The sequence below is a fragment of the Tsukamurella tyrosinosolvens genome, assembly GCF_900104775.1.
Lineage (GTDB): Bacteria > Actinomycetota > Actinomycetes > Mycobacteriales > Mycobacteriaceae > Tsukamurella > Tsukamurella tyrosinosolvens.
Genome location: NZ_FNSA01000003.1, coordinates 1594115 through 1620079, shown reverse-complemented (window position 1 = coordinate 1620079; position 25965 = coordinate 1594115). Strand labels below are relative to the sequence as shown.

Genomic DNA, 25965 nt, shown 5'->3' with positions numbered 1-25965 from the left:
GACCGGGAACGACTGCGCCCCCGGCCGATTCGGCCGGGGGCGCAGTCGATGCCTGGTTAGGCGCTCTTCTCGCGACGCTCGTCGCGGGAGCGCTTGCGGGGCACGATGGTCGGCAGCACGTTGTCGCGCACCGTCTCCCCCGTGACGACGACCTTCGCCACGTCGTCGCGCGACGGGATGTCGAACATGACGGGGTTGAGGACCTCTTCCATGATGGCGCGGAGGCCGCGGGCACCGGTGCCGCGGTGGATGGCCTGGTCGGCGATGGCGCCGAGGGCGTCCTCGTCGAACTCGAGCTCCACGCCGTCCATCTCGAAGAGGCGCTGGTACTGCTTGACGAGCGCGTTCTTCGGCTCCGAGAGGATCGAGACCAGCGACTCCTTGTCGAGGTTCGAGACGGAGGCGATGACGGGCAGGCGGCCGATGAACTCGGGGATGAGGCCGAACTTGATGAGGTCCTCGGGCAGCACGTCCGCGAAGTGATCGACGGTGTCGACCTCAGCCTTGGTGCGCACCTCGTTGCCGAAGCCAAGGCCGCGCTTGCCGATGCGGTCGCCCACGACCTTCTCCAGCCCGGCGAAGGCGCCGGCCACGATGAACAGGACGTTCGTCGTGTCGATCTGGATGAACTCCTGGTGCGGGTGCTTGCGGCCGCCCTGCGGCGGGACGCTGGCCTGCGTGCCCTCGAGGATCTTCAGCAGCGCCTGCTGCACGCCCTCGCCGGAGACGTCGCGGGTGATCGACGGGTTCTCGCTCTTGCGGGCGATCTTGTCGACCTCGTCGATGTAGATGATGCCGGTCTCGGCGCGCTTGACGTCGTAGTCCGCGGCCTGGATCAGCTTGAGGAGGATGTTCTCCACGTCCTCGCCCACGTAGCCGGCCTCGGTGAGGGCGGTCGCGTCGGCGATGGCGAAGGGCACGTTGAGCATCTTCGCGAGGGTCTGCGCCAGGTACGTCTTGCCGCAGCCGGTGGGGCCGAGCATGAGGATGTTGGACTTCGCCAGCTCCACGCTCTCGCCGCGGGCGTCCTTGCGCTCACCGGCCTGGATGCGCTTGTAGTGGTTGTAGACGGCCACCGCGAGGTTCCGCTTGGCGGAGTCCTGCCCGATGACGTAGTTGTCGAGGAAGTCGCGGATCTCGACGGGCTTGGGCAGCTCGTCCAGCTTCACGTCACTGGTCTCGGCCAGTTCCTCTTCGATGATCTCGTTGCACAGGTCGATGCACTCATCGCAGATGTACACGCCGGGGCCCGCGATCAGCTTCTTGACCTGCTTCTGACTCTTTCCGCAGAAAGAGCATTTCAACAGGTCTGCGCCGTCCCCGATCCGTGCCATGCCCTGTGCCCACTTCCCTTGCCGATGACTCGCCTGCCGCGTTGCTCAGCAGGTGGCGTCTGATGTCGACGGTACCCGCGAACTTCCGTCCCGGCGACCGATATGAATAGCTTGCTAGAGGTGACACCGGGGGCCGCGGAACCCGCTCACGCGGCGTGTCGCGACCCCCGGTGTCCTGCTTCGATTACTTCGCGGACGCCTTGCGGTACGGGAACACCGTGTCGACGATGCCGTACTCCTTGGCCTGGTCGGCCGTGAGGATGTTGTCGCGGTCCGTGTCCTTGCGGATCTGCTCCACGGTCTGGCCGGTGTGGCTCGCCAGGATCTCGTCGAGGCGGTTGCGGGCGCGCTCCATCTCGGCGGCCTGGATCTCCAGGTCGGAGACCTGGCCGCGCATCGAGCCGCCCGTGCGGGGCTGGTGGATGAGCACCGTCGAATTGGGGAGCGCGGCGCGCTTGCCCGGGGTGCCGCCCGCGAGCAGGATCGCCGCGGCCGAGGCCGCGGTGCCGAGCACGACCGTCGCCACGTCGCAGTGCACGTACTGCATCGTGTCGTAGATGCCGAGCGCGTCGTAGAGGCTGCCGCCGGGCGAGTTGATGTAGATCGTGATGTCACGGTCCGGGTCCTGCGACTCGAGCACCAGGATCTGGGCCATCACGTCGTTCGCCGAGACCTCGTCGATCTGGTTCTTGAGGAAGATGATGCGCTCGTCGAAGAGCTTCGAGTACGGGTTCGTCACGCGCTCGTTGCCGTTCGCCGCGCGCTCGATGAACGACGGGACGTCGTAGCGGTTGGTGGCGGGGACGTGCAGGCCCTGGGCCGACATCGTCGTGGGGTAGTAACCCTCGGTCATTTCAGATGTCCTCTCGCTACTTGACGGAGCTCGCGCGGCTGACGACGTGATCGACGAAACCGTAGTCCCGGGCCTCCTCGGCCGTGAACCACTTGTCGCGGTCGGCGTCGGACTCGATCCGCTCGATCGACTGGCCGGTGAACTGGGCGTTGAGCCGGTTCATCTCCACCTTCGTCTTACGGAACAGCTCGGCCTGGATGGCGATGTCGGCCGCGGTACCACCGATGCCGGCGGACGGCTGGTGCATCATGATGCGCGCGTGCGGCAGGGCGTAGCGCTTGCCCTTGGTGCCGGCGGCGAGCAGGAACTCCCCCATCGAGGCGGCCATACCCATCGCGTACGTCGCGACGTCGCACTCGACGAACTCCATGGTGTCGAAGATCGCCATGCCGGCGGAGATGCTGCCGCCGGGCGAGTTGATGTAGAGGTTGATGTCCTTCGTCGGATCCTCCGCCGACAGCAGGAGCATCTGCGCGCAGAGCTGGTTCGCGATGTCGTCGTTCACCTCGCTGCCGAGGAAGATGATCCGCGACTCCAGGAGGCGGCTGTACACCGAATCGTTGAGGTTCAGGCCGGCCATTCCGGCCCGCATGCTGGGGTTGGAGGTCATCCGCTGCTCCCTGCCTTTCTTTGCTGTCATCGACACTAACGAACGCGCAGCGCCGGTACGTCCCCCGGCACGCCCGGCTCCGCTGAGGGCAGAAACGCCCCGCAGCCGGTCCGGCTGCGGGGCGCTCCGCGGGGTTCTACTTCTCGTCGGCCTCGGAGGTGATCTCCTCCGCCTCGGCGACCACGTCCTCCTCGGCAGCGGCCTCCTCGGCGAGCTCCTCGCCGGCGTCCTCACGATCGAACAGCGCCTTGGTGTCGACGGCGTTGCCGTCGGCGTCCTTGACCGTCACCTCGAGCACGACGTCCGCGAGGCCCTTGCCACGACGGACCTCCTGGAAGAGGGCGGGCAGCTGGCCGGCCTGCTGGATCTGCTGGATGAACTCGGCGGGCTGCATGCCGTAGCGCTGCGACTGGAACAGGATGTGCTCCTGCAGCTCCTGCTGGTCGACCTGCACGTCCTGCGCGTCGGCGATCGCGTCGAGGAGCAGCTGCACCTTGACCTGCTTCTCGGCGGACTCGCGGGCCTGGGTCTCGAACTCCTCGCGGGTCGTACCCTGCGCCTTGAGCGCGGTCTCGAGGAGCTCCTCGTTGTGGCCCACCTGGTGCAGCACGTCGTGCACGTTGGCGTCGGCCTGCTCCTTGACGACGGCCTCGGGCAGCGGCACCTCGACGGCCTCGAGCAGCTTGTCGAGCACGGCGTCGCGGATGTCCGCGGCCTGGCCCAGCTTCTTGTTCTGCTCGACGCGCTCGCGCAGGTCGCCGCGCAGCTCCTCGACGGTGTCGAACTCGCTCGCGAGCTGGGCGAACTCGTCGTCCAGCTCGGGCAGCTCGCGCTCCTTGACGGAGTCGACGACGACGGTGACGTCCGCCTCCTGGCCCGCGAACTCGCCGGCCACGAGGGTGGTCTTGAACTCCTTGGACTCGCCGGACTTCAGGCCGACGATGGCCTCGTCCAGGCCGTCGATGAGGTTGCCGGAGCCGACCTCGTGCGAGAGGCCGGTGGTCTTCGCGTCCTCGACGTCCTTGCCGTCGACGGTGGCCGACAGGTCGATGGTGACGAAGTCGCCGGTCTCGACGGCGCGGTCGACGCCCTTGAGGGTGCCGAAGCGGGCGCGCAGACCCTCGATCTGCTCGTCGATGTCGGCGTCGGTGACCTCGAGCGACGGGACCTCGACCTCGATGCCCGAGTACTCGGGCAGCGTGATCTCCGGGCGGACGTCGACCTCGGCGGTGAACGAGAAGGTCTCGCCGTACTCGAGCTTGTCGATGTCGATCTCGGGCTGGCCGAGGGCCTTGACGTCGGCGTCGAGGACGGCCTGGCTGTACTTGCCGGGCAGAGCGTCGTTGATCACCTGCGAGAGCACGGCGTCGCGGCCGACGCGCGCCTCGATCAGCTTCGCGGGGGCCTTGCCCTTGCGGAAGCCGGGGATGTTGACCTGCTGCGCGAGCGTCTCGTAGGCGCGATCGAAATCGGGCGCGAGCTCGTCGAAGGGAACCTCGACGCTCAGGCGGACGCGAGTCGGGCTCAGCTGCTCGACGGTGCTCTTCACTCGTTCTCCTCGGGTTGGTATCAGCAGGAGGGCCGCCTGATGTGCGGTTTCCTGCGGGCAGCACGGGACCCCGTCGGGCCCACGGCACTCGGACAAGCGTACGCGACGGTGCCCGGCCGCTGACAGCCCGGGGAGGGCGTCGAACACCCGGGGCGACGCGGCGGGCGACCCGTCGGTCGACCATGATGAGCGCATGATCGTGGTCGGACTCGCCTTCGCCGTCGTCGCGGCGCTCGTGCACTGCTTCATCTTCTACCTGGAATCGCTCGCGTGGACCTCACCACGCTCACGCGCGACGTTCGGCACCACCGCGGAGACCGCGGAGATCACCCGGCCGCTCGCGTTCAACCAGGGCTTCTACAACCTCTTCCTCGCCATCGCGGTGTTCGTGGGACTGGCGCTCTTCGGCCCGCAGTGCGCTGTCGGCGCGACTCTGGTGCTCGTGGGCGTCGGATCCATGCTCGCCGCGGCCCTCGTACTGGCGCTCTCGGACCGGACCAAACTCCGCGCCGCCACGATCCAGGGCTTCGCGCCGTTGCTCGCGGTGGTGTTCCTCGGCATCGGGCTGGCTGTCTAGCGCCGAGGCACTGCGGCCGCCGTTCGTCCCCGCGCCGCGGCGATCCGCACAGCCGGCGGCCGATCGGGGCGAAACGGGCGCGCGGAAGTCCTACCCTGAAAACGTGGAACTCACGCTGCGCGCGATGGAACGCACGGACCTGCGGTTCGTGCACGGCCTGTTCAACGACAGGGCGGTCATGTCGTACTGGTTCGAGGAGCCCTTCGACGCGCTCGCCGAGCTCGAGGACATCTACGAGCGGCACATCCACGACGAGCGCGAGCGGCGATTCATCATCGAGTACGACGGGCTGCCCGTCGGCCTGGTCGAGCTCGTCGAAATCAATGTGATCCACCGGAACTGCGAGTTCCAGATCATCGTCGCCCCGTCGGCGCAGGGAAAGGGCTACGCGGGGCCGGCCACCCGCAAGGCGCTCGACTACGCGTTCCGCATCCTCAACCTGCACAAGGTGTACCTCTACGTCGACGTCGCCAACGAGAAGGCCGCGCACGTCTACGAGAAGATCGGCTTCGCCGAGGAGGGACTACTCCGCGAGCAGTACTTCTCGAACGGCCGCTACCGCGATGCCCGGCTCATGGGCATGTTCCAGCGCGACTTCCTGACCACGGACCCGCCACCCGCCTGACAGCCTTCGCGCGTCGCGCATCGGCGCACACTGTGATGTGCCTCCCACCGGAACGCGAATGTGAATCGATGCGGCCGCACAGCGAAGGGTGCTTCCCGTCGGTAACCATGGGGAATGACCACCCCGACGGAGCAACAGCCCACGAAGCAACAGCCCCGCCCGGTCGTCTCCCGGGACGCAGCGATCGGACCCGACGCACGCCTGTCCTGGCTCCTCGCCGGCATGGCGGGCATGGTCGGCGCGGTCGCCTTCCTGCACTCGGCGGGATACTTCGTCACCTTCATGACGGGCAACACCGAACGCGCGGTCCTCACCTGGTTCAAGGCATCGGACGCGCAACAGGTCCCCGGCGCGGGTGCGCTCGCCGCGACGGCGCTGATCGTCGCCTTCGTGACCGGCGTCGTCGTCGCATCGATCTGCCGCCGGTACTTCTGGCAGAACCACGCGCACGGGCCCACCGTGCTCACCACCGCGGGCCTCCTGCTCGCGTCGGCGACCGACTTCGCCCTCGACGGCTTCGACGAGCCCGAGGTGCGGTTCGTCCCCATCCTCATCATCACCTTCTCACTCGGCGCCCTGAACACCTCGTTCACGAAGAACGGCGAGGTCTCGGTGCCGCTGTCGTACGTGACGGGAACGCTCGTGAAGCTCGGCCAGGGCATCGAGCGCCACGCGACGGGCAACGGCACCGTCTTCGACTGGCTCGGCTACGCCCTCGTCTACGTGGGATTCATCCTCGGCGCCGCCGTGGGTGGCGTCATCGGTTCCTTCGTCACCGGACCGCAGGTGATCCTCGTGGCCGGCCTCCTGTGCGGTGCGATCACATTGGTCACGTTCCTGCACTCGGACCGTCGGAAGCTGCTCGGCTGACGGCGTCGCGCGCACCCCAGCGATCCCGGTTCAGCCGGATCTCTATCCCACTCGCGGGCACCTCGACCCCGCCGACGGCCGGCCTGGTGCGGACCGGCTCGCCCGTCGCCGCGTCCACGAAGACGAGCGGTGCGCCCTCGGGCTGCAGGTGGGCATCCCCGAACTGGATCAGCGCGAGGAAGACCGGGAGCAGGTCCTGTCCCGCCGGCGTGAGTCGGTACTCCGAGCGAGCGCGGGCCCCCGGCTCGCGGTACTCCGTCGCCGCGATGAGGTTCGCGGACGCGAGCTGCTTGAGCGCGCGCGAGACCGCGGGCGCGGAGGTCTCCGTCCTGGCCACGAGGTCGTCGAAGCGCGATGTCCCGTAGAGGAGCTCGCGGACTACGAGGAAGACCGTCTTCGTGGTGAGCAGGTCCAGCGTGCGGGCGGCGGAACAGCCGTCGCCGATCGCCCACCCGCTCCTGTCGCGCAGTCGCTCCTCGAACTCCATGCCCTCATCATAACTAACGGTTGCGTTACTCAGGTGCGAGTGCTTGAATCGAGCTGACTAACGTAGTCATTACTCAGAAGGAGGCGCCATGGTCGCCGTCAAGGACGCCGTCGTCGTGGTCACCGGAGGCCGACGCGGCCTCGGGGCCGCATTGGTCGACGAGGTGCTCGCCCGCGGGGCGCGGAAGGTCTACGCGACCGGCCGTGCGTCGTTCACCGATTCCCGCCCGGAGGTCGTACCGGTCGAGCTCGAGGTCCGATCGGCCGAATCCGCCGCTGCACTGGCGCGACTCGCCTCCGACGCCGAGATCGTCTTCAACAACGCGGGCATCATGACGCCCACACCGCTCGTCACCGGCGACCTTCGGGAGATCGAGACGATGTTCGACGTGAACGCGTTCGGGCTGCTCCGCGTGGCACGGGCGTTCGCGCCGGTCCTGGCCGCGAACGGCGGCGGCGCCCTCGTCGACATGCACTCGGTGTTGTCATGGCTCGCGGGCGCCGGCGGGTACGGCGCCTCCAAGGCCGCTGCGTGGTCGATCACCAATTCCTTGCGGACCGAGCTCGCGGCACAGAACACCCGGGTCGTCGGCGTGCACGCGGGCTTCATCGACACCGACATGGTGTCCGCGATCCCCCTGCCCAAGGCGACGCCGGCCGAGATCGCCGCGGCCATCCTCGACGGTCTCGAGGCCGGCGACGTCGAGATCCTCGCCGACGACATCACGACCGCGACGAAGGCGGCCCTGTCGGGCCCCGTCGAGGCCCTGGCGTTCCCCGGCGGCGCGTAATCATCCCGCCCACGATACGAAGGAATCATCATGCCGCTCTGGAACATCCACCACACCCCCGACGTCTTCACGCCCGCCGAGAAGGAGTCCCTCGCCGCGGCGATCACCGACCAGTACGCGGCGATCGGCCTGCCGCGCTTCTACGTCGTCGTCCTCTTCCACGAGGTCGCGCCGCAGGACTTCTTCATCGGCGGCGTGCAGGCGCCGACGGCGGTGCGCATCGCCATCGACCACATCGCCCGGCACGCCTCCGATTCGGAGAGCCGGACCCGGATCGCGCACTGGGTCCGCGCCATGGTCGCGCCCGCGCTGGCGCGGCACCCCGACCTGCAGTGGGAGTTCCACGTCGACGACACCAGCGAGGAGATGTGGATGATCAACGGCATCGTGCCGCCGCCCGCGCAGTCGGAGGCCGAGCGGAGCTGGGCAGCGGCGAACCGGACCGCCGCGTACTGAGCCGATTGCGGTCACCGCGAGCACAACCGGTGACAGGTACCGCCGACCGCCGATAGCTTCCGGTCGGTGAGTACCGCCACCGTCGACGACGCCCCCGCCCCGTCCGCTCCCGACCGCTCCCAGCTGCGGCGCGTGATCGCGGCGTCGCTGCTGGGCACCACGGTGGAGTGGTACGACTTCTTCCTCTACTCGACCGCGGCGTCGATGGTGTTCAACAAGCTCTTCTTCCCGGACACGAGTTCCTTCGTGGGCACGATGCTCAGCTTCGTGACCTTCGCGGTCGGCTTCGTGATGCGGCCCGTCGGCGGGCTCGTCTTCGGACACATCGGCGACCGGATCGGGCGGCGGCAGACCCTCGCGCTGACGATGCTGCTGATGGGCGTGGCGACGGCACTCATGGGCGCCCTGCCCACCGCCGGGCAGGTCGGCATCCTCGCGCCGATCCTGTTGCTGCTCCTGCGGATCGTGCAGGGTTTCGCGCTGGGCGGCGAGTGGGCGGGCGCGGTGCTGCTCGCCGTCGAGCACGCCCCCGAGGGCCGCAAGGGCCGCTTCGGCGCCGTCCCGCAGGTGGGCCTGGCCCTCGGCCTCGGGCTCGGCACCGCCGTCTTCGCCCTGCTGCAAACGGTGTTCGACGACGACCAGTTCCTCCGCTTCGGGTGGCGGATCGCCTTCGCGGTGTCGATCGTGCTGGTGGTGATCGGCATCGTCGTGCGCCTCGCGGTCGACGAGACACCGGCGTTCGTGGCCGCGCGGGCCACGCTGGACACCACCCGCACTCCCCTGCGCCAGTTGCTCGGCGATCCGGTCCTGCGCCGCAACACGATCGCGGGTTGCCTCGCGCGGTGGGCCGAGGGGAGCGCGTTCAACACGTGGGGCGTCTTCGCCATCACCTACGCCACGGCGACCCTTGCCATGAACAAGGTGGACGTCCTCCTCGCGGTCACGGTCGCAGCCTTGGTGATGGCCGTGGTGATCCCGTTCGCCGGTGTGCTCGCCGACCGATTCGGCCCGGCGCGCGTGTACGGGACGGGCGTGCTGCTCTACGGAATCGCGGTGTTCCCGGTGTTCGCGCTGTTCGGCACCGCGTCGATCGCGTGGTTCACCGTCGGCCTCGTCATCGTCTTCGGCCTGATCCACGGCGTCTTCTACGCGGCGCAGGGCACCTTCTTCGCGAGCCTGTTCCCCACCGAGGTCCGGTACACGGGGCTGTCCGTCGTCTACCAGTTCTCGGGGATCTACGCCTCCGGCCTCACGCCCCTCGTCCTCACCGCCCTGATCCACAGCGCCGACGGTGCGCCGTGGACCGCGGCGGGCTATCTGGTTGCGACCGCACTCATCTCGCTCGCGGCGACCGTGTGGATCAGGCGCGTCGCACTGCCCACGGGATCGACGCTCGACGCGTGACCATTCCGGCACGTGCTGATGCGGGGCGGGTGCGGGCGCAAAACCGGCGGGCATCCGACTGTGATGCATGCCACACTGCGTCCATGACGGCCCACATCCGCGAGTTCCACGACGACGACCTGGACACCATCGTCCGGCTCTGGGAAGCCGCCTACCACCGCGGGACCCCGCCGGTGTACTCCATGGCGGAGGTCATCGCCTCGTGCCAGCAGGACCACGCGATGGTCGCGACCGAGGGCGACCGGGTCGTGGCGGTCGCCGTGGGCCGCGCCGCGCACGCGCAGGGCTGGATCGTCTTCTTCGACGTCGCGCCCGACACCGACCCGACGGTCGCGGGCCTCGTGCTCGACGCGCTGGAGCGGCGGATGGCGCCGCTCGGGCTCGGCAAGCTGTCGGTGCTCACCGCCGGCGACGACGACGCCTCCGCGGCGCTGTCGAAGAACGGCTTCGTCGTGCGCGATCCGGTCCGTTACCTGGAGCGGCCGATGCCCGTGCAGCGGCGCGAGTTGGATCTGCTCAAGGAGGTCGGAGGCCGTCTGCTCCCGCGACAGTTGTGGGACCGCGTGAGCGGCATGCGGCGGGAGAAGGAGATGCTCGAGCAGCGTCTCGTGACACCGCTCGCGCGGCCCGAGATGGCGGAGCGCTTCGGCGTGATGCCGCCGCACGCGGTGATGCTCTTCGGCCCGCCGGGGACCGGGAAGACCACCTTCGCGAAGGCGGTGGCCTCGCGCCTGGACTGGCCCTTCGTGGAGCTGTTCCCGTCGCGGCTCGCCGATTCGCCCGGTGGTCTCGCCGGCGCGCTGCGGTCGGCGTTCGAGGCGATCGCCTCGCTGGAGCACGCGGTGGTCTTCATCGATGAGGTCGAGGAGATCGCTTCGCACCGACGCGGAGATCCGCCCTCGCCCACGCAGGGGGTGACGAACGAGTTGCTCAAGCAGGTCGCCGAGTTCCGCGACCAGGAGGGGCGACTCCTGGTATGCGCCACGAACTTCGTGCGCGCGCTCGACGACGCCTTCCTACGGCACGGCCGCTTCGACTACGTCATGCCGATCGGGCTGCCGGACGCCGACGCCCGTTCGGCCATCTGGGGCCGGTACATCCCGGATCACGTGGTCGGCGCGGTCGACGTCGCGGCACTCACTGCCGCGAGCGAGGGAATGACGCCCGCCGACATCGAGTACGCGGCCCGCAGGGCGTCCCAGGACGCCCTGGCGAGGGCCCTCGACGCCCCGGAGGGCACGCCCACACACGAACTCAGCGCCGACGACTACCTGGCCGCACTCGCCGCGACCCGCGCCACCGTCTCCCCCGCCGTCGCAGCGGAGTTCTCCGAGGACATCGAGACGTACGCACGCCTCTGACCGCCCGGATCCCGTGATACTGATTGGAACAGAAGAGCGTCGTCTGATACAGTTTCGAACAAGTTCGTGAGCGTGACTGTAAACCGCTCAGTGAAACAGAGGCCGGGGCGCGTTACAGGTGCCACCGGCCTCGCCCATATCCGGAGCATTCGCGCCTCAGGTCGGTCACACGCCGCACACAATCTCGCGTCTCACCCGTCCCGCCTTCCCATCGTCGAAGTGATCCAGAAGGACTGCGCCGCAGTATACTTCGCCGACCTAGTTAGCTTCCCCGCTCTATCTGCCGGCTACTGATTCGTCTAGCGTCACTACAACGGGGCGCGATGCGGGGGCCCGCTGATCGTCGTATCCGGTTTGGGAGGTACAACGCATGGATTCAACGGGAAGTCAGCAGCCATCCGGGGGCGGTCGATCGCGCGTCGCCCAACTCGTCGGGTGGATTCTCATCGCGATCGGCGGGCTACTTGCCCTCGGGTCGCTGATTGGTGGGACTGGGCTGGGCGGACACATCGGAGGGGTTTTGATGGGAGCCGCCATCGCGCTCTGCGGCGCGATGCTGGTCCGTCCATTCACCTCATGGAAGAAGGCTGCGCCGGGCGCGATCATCGCACTCGTCCTAGGGGCCGTGATGCTACCGAGCGCACCGAAAGAGCCTGCTCCGGCAAGCGGTCTGATCGGCCCAACCGCCACTGCAACGGTCACTGAATCAGCGACGGCGACAGTGACCGTCACTACCACCACGACCGTTGTGCCTCCGACGAGCACAGAGCCGACCACGACTGCCGTGGCCTCGACGAGCACCCGGATCCCACCGAATCCCGGGCTCACGGAGACGAACACCCGGACACCGGTCCCCACGGTCGATCGGGTGCCTCCACCCCGGACGACCACGGCCGATGCTCCATCCGCGTATTACAGCAATTGCGACGAAGCGAAAGCCGCGGGCGCAGCCCCGATGTACCGAGGGAGTCCCGGCTACCGCCGGGCATTGGATCGCGACGGAGATGGCATCGCCTGCGACAAGTGATCCAAGTGGGCGGGCAGACCGGGTGGACGGCTGCGCCTAGGCTCGGACCATGTCCAGGCGAGCCCGCACGACCGCGCCGGAGGCGGCACCGTCGGCCGCGAGGACGGCGCGGACCGTTCCGGAACTGGACACCCTGATCTGCTCGTGCCGGGCGTGCCCGCGCCTGGTGGCGTGGCGCGAGGAGGTGGCGCGCGTCAAGCGCGCGGCGTTCGCCGACGAGACCTACTGGGCCCGTCCGGTCCCCGGCTTCGGGCCGGAGGACGCGCGGATCCTGATCGTCGGGCTCGCGCCCGCGGCGCACGGGGCCAACCGCACGGGGCGCATGTTCACCGGCGACCGCAGCGGCGATGTCCTCTTCGCGGCCCTCCACGCGGTCGGTCTGGCGAATCAGCCGCGGGCCGTGGCGATCGACGACGGCATGGAGCTCCGCGACACCCGGATGAGCTCGCCGGTGCGCTGCGCGCCGCCGGAGAACAAGCCGACCCCCGCGGAGCGCCGGACGTGCGCACCGTTCCTCGCCCGCGAGCTCGCGCTGCTCCCCCGGCTCCGCGTGGCGGTCGTGCTCGGCGCGTTCGGCTGGCAGTCGCTGTTCGCCGTCCTGGTCGAGGGCGGCTGGCCGGTCCCCAGGCCGCGCCCCGCGTTCGGGCACGGCGCCCGGGTGGACCTCGTCCATCCCGACGGCCGGGAGCTCACCGTGCTCGGCTGTTTCCACGTGAGCCAGCACAACACCTTCACCGGGCGGCTGACACCCGCCATGCTGGAGGATGTTCTCCGGCGCGCGCGGACGATCGCGCGCGACAGTGCGTGGGAAGGGGCGACGGTGACGGTCCGGGTCAAACGCGTGTACGAGGCGGAGGCGGCGGGAGACGGCGAGCGGATCCTCGTCGACAGGTTATGGCCGCGCGGCATCAGCAAGGACCGCGCCGACCTTGCCCTGTGGTGCAAGGAGATCTCGCCGTCGACGGAACTGCGGAAGTGGTACGAGCACGATCCGGCCAAGTACCCGGAGTTCGTGGAGCGGTACCGGGCCGAACTCGCCGCGCCCGAGGCGGCCGCGGCGTTCGAGGCCCTGCAGGCTCGCGTCGATGCGGGGCCGGTCACCCTCCTGACGGCCTCCAAGGCGGAGGACATCAGCCACGCCCACGTCCTCGCCGCGCTCCTGACCGGGCGCGACCCACTCGTACGTTGAGCGATCTAAGTTCCCCGACCGGCACCGTCGGGCCGGTCCCGACTGCTAGCGTCGCGCCGTGGCCGCGCTGTCCTTCCTCGACCGAGAACACTCCGTCGCACCGCTGAACTACAACCGGTGGTTGATTCCCCCTGCGGCGCTGGCGATCCACCTGTGCATCGGCCAGGTGTACGCGACGAGTGTCTACAAGGACGCGCTGGTCAAGCACTTCGACACCAACAAGACGATGATCGGCATCGTCTTCTCCATCGCCATCGTCATGCTCGGGCTCTCGGCGGCCGTCTTCGGCACGTGGGTGGACCGAGTCGGGCCGCGGCGCACCATGTTCACCGCGGCGAGCTGCTGGGGCGCGGGCTTCCTCATCGCCGCCGCCGGCATCGCGACCGGTCAACTCTGGCTCGTCTACCTCGGCTACGGCGTGGTCGGCGGCATCGGCCTGGGACTCGGCTACATCTCGCCGGTCTCCACCCTGATGAAGTGGTTCCCCGACCGGCCCGGGCTCGCGACCGGCATGGCGATCATGGGCTTCGGCGGCGGGGCCATGGTCGCCTCGCCGATGTCCAAGGAGCTCATGAAGTTCTACGGCGGCGCCGAGGCCGGCGGCAGCGCGGTGACGAAGCTCTTCATCACCCTCGGCATCGCCTACTTCGTCGTCATGATGATGGGCGTCTTCACCATTCGCGTGCCGGCGCCCGGGTACGCCCCCGCGGGCTTCGACCCCGCCGTCGTCGCCTCCAAGGCGATGGTGAGCACCGGGAACGTCTCCGCGGCCAACGCGATCAAGACCCCGCAGTTCTGGCTGCTGTGGATCGTGCTGCTGTGCAACGTGACCGCAGGCATCGGCATCCTCGAGCAGGCCGCCGACATGATCCAGGACTTCTTCCGCGACGGCACCGGCGTCTCCACCGTCACCGCGACCGTCGCGGCCGGCTTCGTCGGGCTGCTGTCCGTGGCGAACATGGCGGGCAGGCTCGGGTGGTCGACCACGTCGGACTACATCGGCCGCAAGCCGACGTACATGATCTACCTCGGCGTGGGGATCCTGCTCTACCTCGGCCTGGCGACCGTCGGCGCCACGTCGACCACGCTGTTCGTGCTGTTCTGCGCCGTGATCATCTCGTTCTACGGCGGCGGGTTCGCGACGGTACCCGCGTACCTCAAGGACCTGTTCGGCACCTACCAGGTGGGCGCGATCCACGGCCGTCTGCTGACGGCGTGGTCGACGGCGGGCGTGCTCGGCCCGCTCATCGTCAATCGGGTGCTGGACTCCAAGAAGGACCGGGTCGACGAGGCGGGCAGGGCGATCCCGCTCGAGGCGGCCGACTACCACCTCGCGCTCTACATCATGGTCGGCGTCCTGGTCGTCGGCTTCCTCGCCAATCTCGCCATCCGCCCCGTCGCCGACCGCTGGCACGAGACCGGCACCGTCGTCGACGCGGTCGACGCCGCGCACGCACCGAAGGAGTCCCGATGACCGACACCGGATCCGACGGGCGGCACCCCGTCCAACTCGTCGTGACGTGGACACTGGTCGCGATCCCGCTGCTCTACGGGCTGTACAACGCCGTCGACGCGGCGCTGCAACTGTTCCAGGGCTGAGCCCGCCTCGACGGGTGCGGTCAGCGGGCGCGACGGAAGAAGCCCCGCCGCGCCCGGCGCGGCTCCGGCGGGATGAGGGCAGCGCGGAAACGGTCCGCGAAGTCCGCGATGGCGCGCTGCTCGTCGTCGAGGAGGCGACGGTCACCACTGGTCACCTCGACGGCGATCGGCGTGCCCGGGCCGACGCCGAGGTCGGCCCAGCAGAGCGAGAGGTTCTGCGCGAGCAGGCGCCGCTCCCCCACGATGAGATAGATCCTGGAGACGTGCCGCGAACTCTCCCAGCTCAGGCGCGCGGCGCGATCGGCGTCGAGATAGCCGTGCGCGACGAAACGCTCCAGGTACACGGGTCCGACGGTACGCCGCTCACTCGCGTTCCGCCGCGTTCCCGGCCGGGGCGGGGACCGGCGGGGTGAGCGACCAGATGGTCAGGTACGCGAGGCCGAAGAACGCGGCTACCGCAACCGCGACCCCCGTGGACTGGACGTAGGAGAACGGCGAGGTCACCCAGTCGAGTGTCGCGATGATGACGGCGTCGGGCCGCGTCACGAGGTCCCATGAGTTCCATCGCTGGAACCGGCCGATCACCACCCCGATCGCGCAGAGTCCCACCGACAGCACGACGGCGAGCCACCCCCAGCGCGCGCCGAACTCCCGCTGCAGACGGCGATGCACCAGCAGCATCGATACGACCCCGAGCAGGATCCCGGTCCAGGCCGCGAAACCGTACTGCAGCACGTGCCGCCACATGTTCTCGTCGTCGCCGAGGTGGACGAGGTCGGTCACCAGGTACGGCGAGTTGGGCAGGAAGGCGAGCCAGCCGAGGCCGAGCGGCACGAGCGCCCACCGGCGGCGGACCGTCGCGAAGCCCACGGCGAACAGCATGGGGATCCACGCCAGGAAGAGGTTCCAGATGAGGAACCGGCTCGGGTAGGTGAGCGGGGCGGCCGGGTCGGTGGTGCCGAGGACCACGGTGAGCGCCGTCGTGGCGAGCAGGGAGGCCAGCAGCAGCACGCCGCGCGTTCTCGTCATCAGATCAGTTTGCCAAAGCACCCGGAGTCGTTAACAAAGGTCAGGTCTGACCATCCGCGACTCGTGACACGACCACTCCTCGTCGAGCTGCACGGCACCGTCGAGCTCGAACCGGTGCTTGCGGTAGAAGGCGAGCGCCCTCGTGTTGCCCGTCGCCAGCCACAGGTACGCCCCGCGCTCCCCGATCACCGCGTCCATGAGGTCCGTAGCCACCCCCGTGCCGTGGTGGCCCGGTACGACGTTCAAGGACCAGAGCTGCGTGGTCGACGGTGCGCCGACGTCGCGCGCGGGGCCGCCCGTCGCGAACCCGATGATCCTCCCCGTCGCCGTGTGCACAGCGCAGCGAGTCCGGACGCCCTCCGACTCCTGGCGATCCAGGCCGCCGATGATCCGTTGCCACCGTTCCTCCCCGGCCGCCACGGTGAGGGCGTCGAGCTTCGCACGGTCCACCAGCCCGGGATAGGTCGCCTTCCAAACGCGGACGTGCACGTCGGCGAGCGCTCGGGCGTCGCGGTCCTCGGGCTGCCGGATGAGGTAGCCGGTACCCACGTCGCTGCTCAGGACCATGAGATGAACAGTAGATCCGACTCACTCGCGCTGCCCACCCCGCGGAAAAGCGATTGCCCGCTCCGCGGCAGCGCCCGTAGCGTCGGTGCCGACTCCGCCCACGTCGCGTCTACCCGGTAAGGACGCGACCTACCCGCGATGGTGAGGGTGGCCGCCCGTTCGAGCCGGGCCGGAGCCGGAGGGCTCACATCGACGCGGGCGTAGTCGGGGTCCTCACCACGGGTACTCTCTTACCTGGTCGCGCGAGTGATCACGGGATGTGGCGCAGCTTGGTAGCGCATTCGCTTTGGGAGCGAAGGGTCGCAGGTTCAAATCCTGTCATCCCGACAGAGAATGAGGATGCAGCAGTCGTCCGCGCCGACGGCGTTCGGTAACGATTCGACCGCCCGCGGCGATATGCCCGACGACCAGCCGTACCCCGATCCGTCGTGCGCGGTGCCGTGCCGATGATGCGCCCGCCGTCCATCGGCGCCCCGAGCCCGTGCACCAGCGACGATCCCGACGCAGGAGGGACCAGCCATGCGCAGCGGAACCGCACTCGCCGGCCGCTACCGACTCCTCCGGCTCATCGCCACCGGTGGCATGGGCCAGGTGTGGGAGGCGATGGACACGCGGCTCGACCGCCGCGTCGCCGTCAAGGTACTCAAAGCGGAATTCTCCGAGGACCAGGAATTCCTCGCCCGCTTCCGCAACGAGGCCCGCACCACCGCCGCCCTCAACCACCCCGGCATCGCCGGCGTCTACGACTACGGCGAGACCGCCGACCAAGCCGGCGATGCACCCCTGGCCTACCTCGTCATGGAACTGGTCAACGGCGAACCCCTCAACGCCGTCCTGAGCCGCCTCGGCCACCTCAGCCAAGCCCAAGCCCTCGACCTCCTCGAACAGACCGGCCGCGCCCTCCAAGTCGCGCACACCGCCGGCCTGGTGCACCGCGACGTCAAACCCGGCAACATCCTCATCACCCCCACCGGGCAGGTCAAGATCACCGACTTCGGCATCGCCAAAGCCGTCGACGCCGCACCCGTCACCAAGACCGGCATGGTCATGGGCACCGCCCAGTACATCTCCCCCGAACAGGCCTCCGGCGAGGACGCCACCGCCGCCTCCGACGTCTACTCCCTCGGCGTCGTCGGCTACGAATGCCTCACCGGCCACCCGCCGTTCGCCGCGGAGACCGCGGTCGCGCTCTGCGTCCAGCACATCCGCCAGGAGCCGCCGGCGCTTCCGGAGTGGGTCCCCGGCTCCGTCGACGACGTCATCATGCGGGCGCTCGCGAAGGAGCCGCGGCGGCGCTTCGCCGATGGCGGCGAGCTCGCGGACGCGATCACGCAGGCCCGGCTGTCCCCGGCGCGCCGGCCCCGGACCGGCGGCTCCGCCGCGTACGCCCCGACGGTCCGCCGCACCGTCGAGCCGCGCACGATCACGCGACCCGCGACGCCGGCACCCATCGGATCCACCGCGCCCACCCAGCCCCACACCCAGGGCGCCCCCGCCGGCCAGCGCCGCAAGCGGTCGGTCGCCGTCGCAGGAGCGCTCGCGGTCGCCGCGATCGCGCTCGGCGGTGCGATCGCCGTGAACGGCACGGGCGGGGACGACGGTGCCGGCCCCACGGCGGGTCCGACGGCCGACAATCCCGGCGCGATGACCACGGCGCGGGCGTTGGCCGAGCGCCCGTCCGACCGGGTCGGCCCCGCGCCGCTGACGCGGCCGACGGAGGTCCCGCGGACCACGACCTCGACCGTGCCGCGCCCCACCAGCACGCCGACCTCGCCGACCAGCACCTCGACGACGCCGACGTCGAGCACCACCACGACGACCACGACGACGAGCACGACCACGACGACGCCGACGACCACGTCCTCGACCACGACGACGACCGCGTCGTCGTCGAAGCCGAACGCCGAATCACGCGTCTAGGGACCGGCGGACTCCCAGGATCACGTACACGAGGATCCCGACGACCAGAGCCCAGAAGGCGGAGCCGACGCCCGCCACCGTCGTGCCCGATGCGGCGACGATGAACGTGACAACGGCAGGCACGCGAGGATTTACGCGTCACCTACACGCACATTCGCTGCGAAAACGAAGGGTCGCAGGTTCTAAAGCCGTCGCAATCTCAACCAACTTGTTTGCCTTACGCTGCCGCGTGGCCGAACTTTGATTCACACTGTTTGGCAACTCGCGCATGGTTGGCGGAGTACCTTGAAGTACCAAATGCGCCAAGTCACCCTTGGTTAGATCTCGCAGCCGCCAAACATGATTTAAGAAAGCACAGAATCAGATGGATGGACTCCTAAGACTGTACGCGATCGCCATCACCTACCTCCGACGCGACGCGATCCCTTTGATAGTTCTACTAACAGTCGCGGTCCTCGCACTTACAGACACACTCGGCACGCAGGCGAAGTCGAACAGCGCCGACCGATCCGCCGTGGACACAGGCTCTCGATTCGATACCTGGGGACCGAACCGACTATTGTTCAACGATGAAACACTGCCGGGTCGCGCAGTACTCAACTCGCGTGTGACAGAAGAATACGACGAGACCAGGTTCGTTCAGATTCGTCGAATCGACAACGCACAATCCAGGGACTATGACACGTCTCGGATTCTACGATCAGGATCGGAGTATCAAATCTCCGTCAATTTCAACAACGACAACGTCGACACATCCGATACTCAAACCGTCCCCACGGACACAGTACTAAGAGTGAACCTCCCCGAATCGGTCGACAGCGCCGAATCCATCTCCGCACACCTTAGCTCGCCTACGGTTCTACCGGGCTACGTCTTCTCGCAGATCGGCGTCGCGTCCTATACCCGACTTAGCATTAAGCCCGTCGAGGGTTCAGCCTTCGCAGCGTTCAAAGATTCATCACTTCCAACCATTCCGGTCGATCTCGAGAAGCTCATTGGAGACGGAGTACTGATCGGATGTCGCGACAACTTCGGGTCCGGGTTGCTACGTAGCGGACCAGGATGCACAGGTGTCATAAGATTCCGATTTCGAGCGGTCGCCGCGACCGTACCCGTGCAAGTATTTGCACGGACGGGAGACGATCCAATGGTCGGCTATCTATCCATCCCGAAAGATGCATCCTCGTTCGAAGTTTGGACTTCCATCTGGAATAGGACCGACACTACGGAACACGACGTGCGAATTTCTGCGACACTTCCACCCGGATTCGATCCGGAGGACGCCGTCAACGAGATTCAAGCAACAGCTGGCAAGAACACAGAACTCCGCCGCCTTTCTGGCACTCCGAGCAACACCCGATTCGGCGACATCCCAAGTGGAGAGGTTCATACAATATCTCTCCGTGGCACCGTAGACTCGGGGCGCGCATGCGCAGCTTCGCCAAGAGAAAGGCGTGGCAAAATAGTAGTTAGCTCGGCCGACACTCTCAAGCGTAGCGAGATATTGATCGCTGTAGACGACTCGCATTGCCAGGGGGGCGAAAAGTAGCTGTGAGCAGATACCACAACCACATCCGCGACCAAAAGGATCGTCATGAGCGCGGAAGATTCTGAGGACACCGCAGGTTCGCCCAAAGACTGGACGCTGGCAAGCATATGCTGGAGTGTCGCAGTCGGAATACTGGGGCTCTACGTAGCGGTGTATATTGCAGGGGCTCAGAACGAATCGAAAGATCGAGAGACGTGCACAACATCGATCTCCGAGGTACGGGTCAAGTCGACCCAGATCGAAGGCCAATTGGCAGTCGGATCGGCACCAGCTAGCACCGTCAGCACGTGGAGTGAAGCTCAGGGTGCCATCGACCGGCTTGCGGCAGACTGCGCCACATACCTCAACTCCCAACCAGACCACAAAGCCCGCTTCGTGCGACTGTCCGGCCTCTTTCGGGTTGCTCTCGGCGAAGTACGGGCCGGTCGACAACCCGGCTGGGTAGCGGGGGAGCTACGCGACTGGACCGGCCAGCTCGCCGCCGACGTGGCGACGTCTCGGGCCGGCCATCCAGGCTCCGGCATTGGCTACGCCGTCAGCTCTGTGTGGCGCCACGCGTTCCGCTGAGCCCATCCTGACGCAACAGTAGGCTCACGACGATCCCGACGACCAGAGCCCAGAAGGCGGAGCCGACGCCCGCCACCGTCGTGCCCGATGCGGCGACGATGAACGTGACGGCCGCGGGCACGCGCGCGGACTCGTCGGCCATGGCACCGGCGCACGCGGCGGCGAAGGCGCCCACGAGCGCGACGCCGGCCACCGCCTGAATCACTCCCTCCGGCGCGGCCAGCACCACGGCGGTCAAGCCCGTACTCAGCACGCCGAGAACGAGATTCGCGGCACCCGAGGAGACTCCGGCGATCCACCGCCGCGAGCGGTCCTCACCCGCATCGGGTCCCGCGGCGAGCGCGGCGCTGATCGCGGCGAGGTTGATCGCATGCCCGCCGAACGGGGCACCGAGGACGCTGCCGACGCCGGTCACCGCGAGCGAGGGCCGCCACGGCACTGAGTACCCGTAGCTCGCGAGGACAGCGGCACCCGGGATGTTCTGCGAGGCCATCGTCACGATGTAGAGCGGCAGCACCACGCCGGTGAGGGCCTGCAGCGTGATCGACGGGGTGGTCCACTCGACGTGCGGCACCAACTCCGCAACGGCGGGGACGGCATCGTCGCGCACGAGGGCAACGGCGATCACGACGAGCGCGGCCACGAAGGCCAGCGGCACCGCCCACCGCGGGCGGAGCTTGAGCAGCACCAGCCACACCACCAGCACCGGTGCGACCGCCCACGGATGCTTCGCGAGCGAGGTGACCGGCGCGATGCAGAGCGGCAGCAGCACGCCCGCAAGCATGGCCTGGGCGATCGGCGTGGGGATCCGTTGCACCCAGCGCGCGAGCGCCGGCCACAGCCCGGTGAGCACGAACAACACGCCGCACACCACGAAGGCCCCCACGGCCGCCGGCCAGCCGCCCGCGACGGCGCCGGTCGTGGCGAGCAGCGCCGCGCCCGGCGTCGACCAGGCGCTGATGATGGGCATCCGGTAGCGCCACGAGAGCAGCGCGGACGCCGCGCCCATGGTCACCGTCACGGCCAGGAGGCCCGACGCCGCTTGGCCCGGGCTCGCGCCCATCGCCCGCAACCCGGCGAGCACGACCGCGAAGGCGGAGGTGTATCCGACCAGGGCGGTCACGATGCCGGCGCCGACCGGCACCATCGTTCCGTTCTCAGAACGTTCCATGAACAGAACGTAGCATGGGGCCATGCCCTCCCCCGACGTCGGCCGACGCCTCCGCGAGCTGCGCACCGAGCGCGGGCTCAGCCTGTCCGAGCTCGCGCGCCGCGCCGGCGTGGGCAAGGGCTCGCTCTCGGAGATCGAGGCGGGTGGCCGCAACCCGACGGTCGAGACGCTCTACGCGCTCTGCGGTCCGCTCGACGTGCCACTGACGGCCCTGGTCGGCGAGTCCCCCGGCGCGCACAGCGTCGCCGATGGCGGCATGCGCACCGTCCTGCTCTCGGTCCGCCACCTGCCGCACGTCACGGTCGAGGTCTTCCGCCTCGAGTTCCCCGCCGGCGCCGATCACGTCTCACCCGGGCACGGCCCGGCCGTCCGGGAGCACCTCACCGTGGCCGACGGCGCCCTCACCGTCGGCCCAGTGGGCACCGAACAGACTCTGCAGCAGGGCGATTCGCACTCGTGGACCAGCGACGGGCCGCACCGTTTCGCCACCGCGAACGGCGCCGAGGCCGTCGTGGTGATCACGACGCCGCGCTAGAAGGTCTCCGCGCCGCGCGTGCTCACCACCATCCCGTGACCGGTGGTGCGGTTGGTGAACGCCGTGCCGTACTCGTTGGCGACGATGAACCATCCGCGCGCGGTGTAGGTCTTGTAGTCGAGCGTCACCGGGTCGATGGCGCCGAGGTTGCCGAGCACGTAGGACAGCTCGCCGTCGCTGGTCACGTTGACGCCGTTGGCCTCGTCGCCCGATTCGGTCCGCGGCCGCGGCTGGTCGAAGACGAGCTGGCAGCCCGCGCTGCTCTCACTGATCTGACAGCGGGTGCGCCCGCTGCGGGTCTGAATGAAGGTGAAGCCGTTCCCGTTGTCGGGCAGAGCGATCGCCGTGGCGGCGGCACCCGACGCGGGCGCGCTGCTGGTCGACGGTGCCGTGGTCGTCGTGGTGGTGACCGGCGCGGGCGTGGCAGGTGCGGGGGTGGCGATGCCCGGGCCGACGCCGCCGCGGATCACCGTGACGCCGGCGCCGTTCCCGGACACCGTCGCGGAGCAACCCGCGAGGAGCGCGCAGCAGCCCGCCACCACCGCGGGCACGAATCGTGCGCGCATCCGGACCTCCGCATCATCGTCACTGCTACCACTGCTGCCACAAGGGTAGACTTCTCCCTCTTCTGTTGCACGGGGAGTAGCCGGCCGCGGACCGCGACCGGCTCACACTCCGGGTGACCGGGGCCGCGGGCAGCGCCGTCCCCGTAGCGTCGCGTTCGTGAATCTGCTGCTGCTGTCCCTCAACGCGGGCGCCCTCCCCGACTTCCTGCGCCGGCACACCGGGCGGGAACCGAGCGGCCTGCGGATCGGTTTCATCGACGACGCGGGCGCGCCGTACGCCGACCAGCCGTTCGGCTCGTTCGAGTGGACCCAGCTCACCGATCTCGGGTTCCGGCTGACTCGGATGACCCTCGCGAAGTACACGGACGCGGCCGATTTCGACTCCGACCTGAACACCGTCGACGCCGTGTACCTCTCCGGCGGCCACACCTTCGTCCTCCTCGGTGCGCTGCAGGGCAACGGCACGGGCGAGGTGCTCAAGGCCCGGGTCCGCGCGGGCCTCCCCTACGTCGGGCTCAGCGCGGGCTCCGTCGTGGCCGGACCGAACGTCGAGCCCGTGGCGCCGCTCGACGACCCCGCCGACGCGCCCGGCGTCACCGACTACACCGGACTGGGCCTGGTCGACACCGTCGTCATCCCGCACGCCGACGGTGCGCTCCCGCCGTATCCCCCGGCGATGATCGACGAGGTGGTGCGAACCTACGGCGACCGCTTCCCGCTGACCCGCGTCAACGACGATCAGGCCCTGCTCGTGGAGAACGGCGTCGCCGCGCTCATCCCGTCCGCGATCACCTAGGGCGGCCGCGCCGGAGAGCGCGTCACACGCCGCCGTTCCCGCCTCGGCGCGCCTTTGCGAGCGTTACGATCGACGGATGACCGGCATGCTCTCCGACGTATTGCCCTCGGTCTGTAGCGCTTTCGGCATCGCCGGGGAGAATCCGCTGGGCCTGACGGTCGAACGGGACGTGGTCCTACTGCTCATCGACGGGCTCGGCGCGGAGCTCCTGCGCCGCCACGCCGAGGACGCGCCGACGCTCGCGGCCCACGTGCGCTCGACGCTCAACGCGGGCTTCCCGGCGACCACGGCCAGCAGCCTGTCGAGCCTCGCCCTGGGCGCGCCGTGCGCGGCGCACGGCATCGTCGGCTACAGCTTCGGCGTGCCCGACGAGCACGGCCGGCGCCTGTTCAACTCACTGCGCTGGACCATCGACGGGGCGAGCGGGCCCGACGCCCGGGAATCGCACCCGCCGCGCGAGCTGCAACGCCGCCGCAGCCGCCTCGAGGACCTCGCGGACGCGGGCGCCGAGATCCACTACGTGGTGCCCGCCTACCAGGAGACCTCCGGCCTGACCCGGGCCTCGTTCCGCGCCGCCGGAGTCCTGCATCCGGCGTCGCACCTCGACGAGGTCCGCGCGGGCGTGCTCGAGGTGGCCCGGCACGACTCCGCGACCCGACGGTTCGCGTACGCCTACACGGGCCTGCTGGACGCGGCCGGGCACGTCCACGGACCGGGATCCCCCGAATGGCTCGGCGTGCTGCGCGCCGTCGACGCGATGTTCGCGGACCTCCTGGCAGACCTGCCCGCGACGTGCACCGTCCTCGCGACCGGCGACCACGGGATGATCCAGGCCGAATCGCTGGTGAACCTCGACGTGCTGCCGGCCCTGCACCGCGGCGTCCGGATCATCGCCGGCGAGGCGCGGGTGCGACACGTCTACCTCGCGCGGGGGCACCACGTCGACGACGTCCTGGCGCGCTGGTCCGAGACGCTCGGACCCCACGCGCACGTGGTGACCCGCGAGCAGGCGCTCGACGAGCACTGGTTCGGCCCCACGCCCCCGAACCCGGTGGTCGCGCACCGCATCGGTCACGTCCTCGCCGTGGCGCAGGGCGGATCGGTGCTGGTCACGCCCAGTCAGGAGCCGATGGAGTCGCGGATGCTGGGCCATCACGGGGCGTGGACCGTGGACGAACAGGCCATCCCGCTCATCACCGCCCGGTGACTTCCACGGCGTCGTGATCGGACACGGGCGGATGCGCCCCTTGTCCGATTCTTGCAGGAGTGTCACGTAGGATACCGAAACAAACACGACGACAGCCCGGGGTGAAGACGCTCAGCCCTTGCACGACACCAGGGTGGTGCCCACCATCGAAACGACGAAGACGCCGCAGGTCGCCGCGCCCCAGAAGGCGCCGGCGAAGCCGAAACGCGAGCAGACCGCCGACCTCACTCGCGTCCTGCTGTTCCTCGGCGTCGTGATCGCGCACTGCGTCACCACGATCAACTACACCCCCGACGTGATCCGGCAGACCGGGCTCATCTCCGCGGCGCTGCACCTCACCCGGTACGGCTTCGTCGCCGTGACGCTGTTCGTCCTGGTCCTGAGCATGCGCGGCAGGACCATGACGGCCCGCGAGTTCTGGCGCAAGCGCTTCGGGCTCATCGTCGGCCCGTACCTGGTGTGGACCCTCGTCTACTCGATCACCGATCACCTGCTCATCGCCGGCGATCCGTTCCCGTCGCCCGGGCGCTGGCTGGGCGACCTCGCCCGCACCACGTTCACCGGCGACGCGAAGTACCAGCTGTACTTCCTGCTGATCTCGATGCAGATCTACCTGTTCTTCCCCGCGCTGCAGAAGCTCGCGCACAAGCTCGAGCGCCATCCGTGGACGGTGCTGCTCAGCGCCGGCGCGATCCAGCTCGGGTTCTTCGCGTTCTATCAGTACACGCCCCGCCCGCCGGGGCAGCCGTGGGAGACGCTCTTCAACCACCTGTGGAAGCTGCTTCCCATGTACGTGCTGTTCGTCGCGATGGGCATGCTCGCCGCGCAGCACTACGAGAAGGTCGGCCCGTGGCTCCGATCGCACGCGCTGCGGCTGATCGCCGTGTGCCTGGCGGCCGGCGCCTTCAGTCTCGTCATCTACCTGCGCGACACCGAGCCCGGCGTCGTGCCCGAGACGGCCACCGCGGCGTGGAATCCGCTCTACCTGCCGTGGTACGTCGCCGCGACGATCCTGATCTGGCTGGCCGCGATGATGTGGGACGACCTGCGCGCCTCCGGGCGGGCCGTCGGCGAGCGCGTCGTCTCCTACGCCACGATCCGCGCGTTCGGCGTGTTCGCGGTGCACCCGCTCATGCTCGACATCCTCAGTAAGGCCGGCTTCTTCGAGCTGCTGGGCACCTGGTTCCCCGCGTCGGCGCTGCTGCGCACCGCGACCCTGTCGGTCGTCGTGCTCGCGATGTCGCTGCTCTTCGTGGACCTGGTGCTGCGGACCCCGGTGAGCCGGTGGATCGTGGCGCGCGAACGCGCCTGAGGCCGTTCCGGGGCA

At 68.9% G+C, this 25965-nt stretch carries 28 protein-coding genes, 1 tRNA gene and 1 pseudogene; 19 read left to right on the top strand and 11 right to left on the bottom strand.

Going from position 1 to position 25965, the window contains the following annotated elements; genetic code table 11:
• Positions 1–56: 56 nt before the first annotated feature.
• From clpX to tig, 4 genes are all read right to left on the bottom strand, one after another.
• Positions 57–1334, bottom strand: a complete 1278-nt coding sequence (gene clpX, locus BLW32_RS09330) for an ATP-dependent Clp protease ATP-binding subunit ClpX (RefSeq protein ID WP_068524791.1) — start codon at positions 1332–1334, stop codon at positions 57–59.
• A gap of 184 nt (positions 1335–1518) precedes the next feature.
• Entirely contained in the window at positions 1519–2160 is a 642-nt protein-coding gene (locus tag BLW32_RS09325; RefSeq protein WP_068525836.1) for an ATP-dependent Clp protease proteolytic subunit, read from the bottom strand.
• A 43-nt stretch (positions 2161–2203) separates the two neighbouring features.
• Complete coding sequence (locus tag BLW32_RS09320; RefSeq protein ID WP_068524790.1) at positions 2204–2797, bottom strand: ATP-dependent Clp protease proteolytic subunit; 594 nt, start codon at positions 2795–2797, stop codon at positions 2204–2206.
• Positions 2798–2933: 136 nt separating this feature from the next.
• A complete protein-coding gene (tig, locus tag BLW32_RS09315) occupies positions 2934–4346 on the bottom strand; it encodes a trigger factor (RefSeq protein WP_068626621.1) in 1413 nt (470 codons plus the stop codon).
• A 193-nt stretch (positions 4347–4539) separates the two neighbouring features.
• Here tig and BLW32_RS09310 point away from each other — a divergent pair, with 193 nt between their 5' ends.
• From BLW32_RS09310 to BLW32_RS09300, 3 genes are all read left to right on the top strand, one after another.
• Positions 4540–4923: a DUF1304 domain-containing protein gene (locus BLW32_RS09310; protein WP_068742546.1), complete on the top strand. Its 384-nt coding sequence runs from the start codon at positions 4540–4542 to the stop codon at positions 4921–4923.
• 103 nt (positions 4924–5026) lie between these two features.
• Positions 5027–5548 (top strand): spermidine N1-acetyltransferase, encoded by a 522-nt coding sequence (gene speG / locus BLW32_RS09305; protein ID WP_074850474.1) that lies wholly within the window; start codon positions 5027–5029, stop codon positions 5546–5548.
• A 114-nt stretch (positions 5549–5662) separates the two neighbouring features.
• The gene (locus BLW32_RS09300) at positions 5663–6418 is read left to right on the top strand and encodes a YoaK family protein (protein ID WP_074850472.1); all 756 of its coding nucleotides are present in this window, start codon (positions 5663–5665) and stop codon (positions 6416–6418) included.
• Here BLW32_RS09300 and BLW32_RS09295 read toward each other — a convergent pair.
• Entirely contained in the window at positions 6378–6905 is a 528-nt protein-coding gene (locus BLW32_RS09295) for a winged helix-turn-helix transcriptional regulator (protein ID WP_068742547.1), read from the bottom strand. The genes BLW32_RS09300 and BLW32_RS09295 overlap by 41 nt on opposite strands.
• A gap of 88 nt (positions 6906–6993) precedes the next feature.
• Here BLW32_RS09295 and BLW32_RS09290 point away from each other — a divergent pair, with 88 nt between their 5' ends.
• The 9 genes and pseudogenes from BLW32_RS09290 to BLW32_RS28330 all read left to right on the top strand — a co-directional run bounded on the left by BLW32_RS09290 (position 6994) and on the right by BLW32_RS28330 (position 14731).
• A complete protein-coding gene (locus BLW32_RS09290) occupies positions 6994–7695 on the top strand; it encodes an SDR family oxidoreductase (protein WP_068524786.1) in 702 nt (233 codons plus the stop codon).
• 30 nt (positions 7696–7725) lie between these two features.
• Positions 7726–8151 (top strand): tautomerase family protein, encoded by a 426-nt coding sequence (locus BLW32_RS09285; protein ID WP_068524785.1) that lies wholly within the window; start codon positions 7726–7728, stop codon positions 8149–8151.
• A 66-nt stretch (positions 8152–8217) separates the two neighbouring features.
• Positions 8218–9555: an MFS transporter gene (locus BLW32_RS09280; protein WP_068742548.1), complete on the top strand. Its 1338-nt coding sequence runs from the start codon at positions 8218–8220 to the stop codon at positions 9553–9555.
• Between the two features lie 83 nt (positions 9556–9638).
• Positions 9639–10916 carry an ATP-binding protein gene (locus tag BLW32_RS09275; RefSeq protein ID WP_068742549.1) on the top strand — a complete coding sequence of 426 codons (1278 nt, stop codon included), beginning with the start codon at positions 9639–9641 and terminating at the stop codon, positions 10914–10916.
• Positions 10917–11286: 370 nt separating this feature from the next.
• Positions 11287–11943, top strand: a complete 657-nt coding sequence (locus tag BLW32_RS28425; protein ID WP_082791520.1) for an excalibur calcium-binding domain-containing protein — start codon at positions 11287–11289, stop codon at positions 11941–11943.
• Between the two features lie 49 nt (positions 11944–11992).
• A pseudogene (locus tag BLW32_RS27885) lies at positions 11993–12736 on the top strand (uracil-DNA glycosylase); the annotation flags it as partial.
• Positions 12737–12763: 27 nt separating this feature from the next.
• A complete protein-coding gene (locus BLW32_RS28130; protein ID WP_238600483.1) occupies positions 12764–13132 on the top strand; it encodes a DUF488 domain-containing protein in 369 nt (122 codons plus the stop codon).
• 58 nt (positions 13133–13190) lie between these two features.
• Positions 13191–14606 (top strand): L-lactate MFS transporter, encoded by a 1416-nt coding sequence (locus tag BLW32_RS09255; protein ID WP_068742550.1) that lies wholly within the window; start codon positions 13191–13193, stop codon positions 14604–14606.
• The gene (locus BLW32_RS28330) at positions 14603–14731 is read left to right on the top strand and encodes an MFS transporter small subunit (protein WP_255304269.1); all 129 of its coding nucleotides are present in this window, start codon (positions 14603–14605) and stop codon (positions 14729–14731) included. The genes BLW32_RS09255 and BLW32_RS28330 overlap by 4 nt, the downstream gene beginning before the upstream one ends.
• Before the next feature lie 20 nt (positions 14732–14751).
• On the opposite strand, the gene BLW32_RS09250 is transcribed toward BLW32_RS28330, so the two are convergent.
• The 3 genes from BLW32_RS09250 to BLW32_RS09240 are packed head-to-tail and all read right to left on the bottom strand — an operon-like array spanning position 14752 to position 16327.
• Positions 14752–15075, bottom strand: coding sequence for a hypothetical protein (locus tag BLW32_RS09250; protein WP_068524781.1), 324 nt, complete (start codon positions 15073–15075; stop codon positions 14752–14754).
• Positions 15076–15094: 19 nt separating this feature from the next.
• On the bottom strand, positions 15095–15760 hold the full coding sequence (locus tag BLW32_RS09245; RefSeq protein ID WP_068524780.1) for a DUF1361 domain-containing protein: 666 nt from the start codon (positions 15758–15760) through the stop codon (positions 15095–15097).
• Between the two features lie 30 nt (positions 15761–15790).
• A complete protein-coding gene (locus BLW32_RS09240; RefSeq protein WP_068742551.1) occupies positions 15791–16327 on the bottom strand; it encodes a GNAT family N-acetyltransferase in 537 nt (178 codons plus the stop codon).
• Positions 16328–16580: 253 nt separating this feature from the next.
• On the opposite strand from BLW32_RS09240, the gene BLW32_RS09235 reads away from it, so the two are divergent.
• Both BLW32_RS09235 and BLW32_RS09230 read left to right on the top strand, forming a co-directional pair.
• Positions 16581–16654, top strand: a tRNA-Pro gene (locus tag BLW32_RS09235).
• 192 nt (positions 16655–16846) lie between these two features.
• On the top strand, positions 16847–18247 hold the full coding sequence (locus BLW32_RS09230; protein ID WP_068742552.1) for a protein kinase domain-containing protein: 1401 nt from the start codon (positions 16847–16849) through the stop codon (positions 18245–18247).
• Here BLW32_RS09230 and BLW32_RS27005 read toward each other — a convergent pair.
• Positions 18236–18370: a hypothetical protein gene (locus BLW32_RS27005; RefSeq protein ID WP_331923182.1), complete on the bottom strand. Its 135-nt coding sequence runs from the start codon at positions 18368–18370 to the stop codon at positions 18236–18238. The genes BLW32_RS09230 and BLW32_RS27005 overlap by 12 nt on opposite strands.
• A gap of 241 nt (positions 18371–18611) precedes the next feature.
• Between BLW32_RS27005 and BLW32_RS27000 the strand changes: the two genes are divergently transcribed.
• Positions 18612–19796, top strand: a complete 1185-nt coding sequence (locus tag BLW32_RS27000) for a hypothetical protein (RefSeq protein ID WP_139286120.1) — start codon at positions 18612–18614, stop codon at positions 19794–19796.
• Between the two features lie 535 nt (positions 19797–20331).
• On the opposite strand, the gene BLW32_RS09220 is transcribed toward BLW32_RS27000, so the two are convergent.
• Positions 20332–21534, bottom strand: a complete 1203-nt coding sequence (locus BLW32_RS09220) for a benzoate/H(+) symporter BenE family transporter (protein ID WP_068742553.1) — start codon at positions 21532–21534, stop codon at positions 20332–20334.
• Between the two features lie 22 nt (positions 21535–21556).
• Between BLW32_RS09220 and BLW32_RS09215 the strand changes: the two genes are divergently transcribed.
• Positions 21557–22069 (top strand): helix-turn-helix domain-containing protein, encoded by a 513-nt coding sequence (locus tag BLW32_RS09215; protein ID WP_068526482.1) that lies wholly within the window; start codon positions 21557–21559, stop codon positions 22067–22069.
• Here BLW32_RS09215 and BLW32_RS09210 read toward each other — a convergent pair.
• Positions 22066–22635 (bottom strand): hypothetical protein, encoded by a 570-nt coding sequence (locus tag BLW32_RS09210; protein WP_068742554.1) that lies wholly within the window; start codon positions 22633–22635, stop codon positions 22066–22068. The two genes, BLW32_RS09215 and BLW32_RS09210, sit on opposite strands and share 4 nt — an antisense overlap.
• A gap of 157 nt (positions 22636–22792) precedes the next feature.
• Between BLW32_RS09210 and BLW32_RS09205 the strand changes: the two genes are divergently transcribed.
• The 3 genes from BLW32_RS09205 (at position 22793) to BLW32_RS09195 (ending at position 25950) form a co-directional block, all read left to right on the top strand.
• Positions 22793–23431, top strand: coding sequence for a Type 1 glutamine amidotransferase-like domain-containing protein (locus BLW32_RS09205; protein ID WP_068526480.1), 639 nt, complete (start codon positions 22793–22795; stop codon positions 23429–23431).
• 76 nt (positions 23432–23507) lie between these two features.
• Positions 23508–24638 carry an alkaline phosphatase family protein gene (locus BLW32_RS09200; RefSeq protein ID WP_068742555.1) on the top strand — a complete coding sequence of 377 codons (1131 nt, stop codon included), beginning with the start codon at positions 23508–23510 and terminating at the stop codon, positions 24636–24638.
• A 118-nt stretch (positions 24639–24756) separates the two neighbouring features.
• Positions 24757–25950, top strand: a complete 1194-nt coding sequence (locus BLW32_RS09195; protein WP_225535535.1) for an acyltransferase — start codon at positions 24757–24759, stop codon at positions 25948–25950.
• The last annotated feature ends 15 nt before the right edge of the window (positions 25951–25965 follow it).

Excerpts from the sequence above, each read along its gene's own strand:
- BLW32_RS09210 (WP_068742554.1), bottom strand. The coding sequence starts at position 22,635 with ATGCGCGCACGATTCGTGCCCGCGGTGGTGGCGGGCTGCTGCGCGCTC.
- BLW32_RS09215 (WP_068526482.1), top strand. The coding sequence starts at position 21,557 with ATGCCCTCCCCCGACGTCGGCCGACGCCTCCGCGAGCTGCGCACCGAG.
- BLW32_RS27000 (WP_139286120.1), top strand. The coding sequence starts at position 18,612 with ATGGATGGACTCCTAAGACTGTACGCGATCGCCATCACCTACCTCCGA.
- BLW32_RS09310 (WP_068742546.1), top strand. The coding sequence starts at position 4,540 with ATGATCGTGGTCGGACTCGCCTTCGCCGTCGTCGCGGCGCTCGTGCAC.
- BLW32_RS09230 (WP_068742552.1), top strand. The coding sequence starts at position 16,847 with ATGCGCAGCGGAACCGCACTCGCCGGCCGCTACCGACTCCTCCGGCTC.
- BLW32_RS09275 (WP_068742549.1), top strand. The coding sequence starts at position 9,639 with ATGACGGCCCACATCCGCGAGTTCCACGACGACGACCTGGACACCATC.
- BLW32_RS09240 (WP_068742551.1), bottom strand. The coding sequence starts at position 16,327 with ATGGTCCTGAGCAGCGACGTGGGTACCGGCTACCTCATCCGGCAGCCC.
- BLW32_RS09220 (WP_068742553.1), bottom strand. The coding sequence starts at position 21,534 with ATGGAACGTTCTGAGAACGGAACGATGGTGCCGGTCGGCGCCGGCATC.
- BLW32_RS09320 (WP_068524790.1), bottom strand. The coding sequence starts at position 2,797 with ATGACCTCCAACCCCAGCATGCGGGCCGGAATGGCCGGCCTGAACCTC.
- BLW32_RS09300 (WP_074850472.1), top strand. The coding sequence starts at position 5,663 with ATGACCACCCCGACGGAGCAACAGCCCACGAAGCAACAGCCCCGCCCG.
- BLW32_RS28425 (WP_082791520.1), top strand. The coding sequence starts at position 11,287 with ATGGATTCAACGGGAAGTCAGCAGCCATCCGGGGGCGGTCGATCGCGC.
- BLW32_RS09290 (WP_068524786.1), top strand. The coding sequence starts at position 6,994 with ATGGTCGCCGTCAAGGACGCCGTCGTCGTGGTCACCGGAGGCCGACGC.
- clpX (WP_068524791.1), bottom strand. The coding sequence starts at position 1,334 with ATGGCACGGATCGGGGACGGCGCAGACCTGTTGAAATGCTCTTTCTGC.
- BLW32_RS09295 (WP_068742547.1), bottom strand. The coding sequence starts at position 6,905 with ATGGAGTTCGAGGAGCGACTGCGCGACAGGAGCGGGTGGGCGATCGGC.
- BLW32_RS09245 (WP_068524780.1), bottom strand. The coding sequence starts at position 15,760 with ATGACGAGAACGCGCGGCGTGCTGCTGCTGGCCTCCCTGCTCGCCACG.
- BLW32_RS28330 (WP_255304269.1), top strand. The coding sequence starts at position 14,603 with ATGACCGACACCGGATCCGACGGGCGGCACCCCGTCCAACTCGTCGTG.
- BLW32_RS09285 (WP_068524785.1), top strand. The coding sequence starts at position 7,726 with ATGCCGCTCTGGAACATCCACCACACCCCCGACGTCTTCACGCCCGCC.
- BLW32_RS09200 (WP_068742555.1), top strand. The coding sequence starts at position 23,508 with ATGACCGGCATGCTCTCCGACGTATTGCCCTCGGTCTGTAGCGCTTTC.
- BLW32_RS09325 (WP_068525836.1), bottom strand. The coding sequence starts at position 2,160 with ATGTCGGCCCAGGGCCTGCACGTCCCCGCCACCAACCGCTACGACGTC.